Origin of the sequence: Microcystis sp. LEGE 00066 (genome assembly GCF_015207925.1) — a bacterium.
In the GTDB taxonomy this organism is placed as follows: Bacteria; Cyanobacteriota; Cyanobacteriia; order Cyanobacteriales; family Microcystaceae; genus Microcystis; species Microcystis ichthyoblabe_A.
The window spans coordinates 1-1144 of sequence record NZ_JADEVX010000376.1; the positions used below are offsets into that span (position 1 = coordinate 1).

The window sequence follows — 1144 nt, forward strand, 5'->3', positions numbered from 1 at the left end:
ATACCATTTTTCTAAATTCCTGACAGACATAGAGCTTCTAAAATCCAAGACCATCCCGTCAAATACCCGATCGTGTCATTGGATAGAGAATTTAAAAGATGGTAAAGTTTACTTCTTAAGTTATCAAGGGAGTTAAAATTGCCCCAGGCCAATAGGTTTTTCAAATATAGCCAAACTCTCTCAATTGGATTTACTTCTGGACAATAGGGAGGTTGATAAAATAGGATAATATTATCAGGTATTTCTAGGTCAGTCGCCGTATGTGCGGGAGCATTATCTAATTGAATAATATGTAATTCCTCAGAAAAAGCTTGAGAAAAAAGCGTTAAATATTGATTAAAACATTCCCCATCTAAATGAGAGAATTCATAGAAAAAACTGCTACCTGTTCGAGGTTCTATTAAACCATAGAGCCAGAGATATTGAAAATTATACTGAAAATTACCAAGGGGCTTTATGCCTTTAATTGTTATTTTATCTCTGACAATGGTATGACAGCCGAAGCGACTTTCATCTTGACACCAGAAGCGGACTTTTAAATACTGACTAACTTTTTCAGATTCTTTTTCTAGTAAAGCTTGTAGCTGTTCAGATAGATTATTTTGGAATATTTTTACTTCTCCTGGTAATTGTTTTAAATTTTGAGGTCGAGCCACTTTTAATTTAGCTTGTAATTCATTTCTTACGAGACGGTAAACAGTTATATAACTGGCAGGTATTTCTAAAATAATTGATACCTAAAAATGAATTTTTTTATAACTTTGAAATCCTTCTTGGTCTTTTAATTCATTCTGAATTAGAGCGGCTTCTTCCACTGAAATCTTTTTGGGTCTTCCCAGTTTTTCTGGTTCTGACAAGAGATTTTCTATCCCTCCTTCTCGATAACAACTTAACCAGCGATGAATAGTTCTTTCTGAGCGTCCTATTAACACGGCGAGATGACGAACCGTTTCTACCTCCTTAATTTTTAGTAGATACAGGGATTGTACTTTAGCAAAGTTTAAAGAGATTACTTGTTGCTTCAACAAGGATTTTAAGTCTTCTACTGACTCAGCAACATTAATATTAGGGACTCCACTCATTGCCTTTTTACCACACAAACTATACCTTTACCAAGTATGACATACTTTTTGAAAAATGGTAT

Annotated in this window: 1 pseudogene; it reads right to left on the minus strand. The window is 34.1% G+C overall.

The window, feature by feature from the left end:
* Positions 1-11 precede the first annotated feature (11 nt).
* Positions 12-1082 (minus strand): annotated as a pseudogene (locus IQ224_RS23635) (IS630-like element ISMae27 family transposase).
* Positions 1083-1144: the final 62 nt, after the last annotated feature.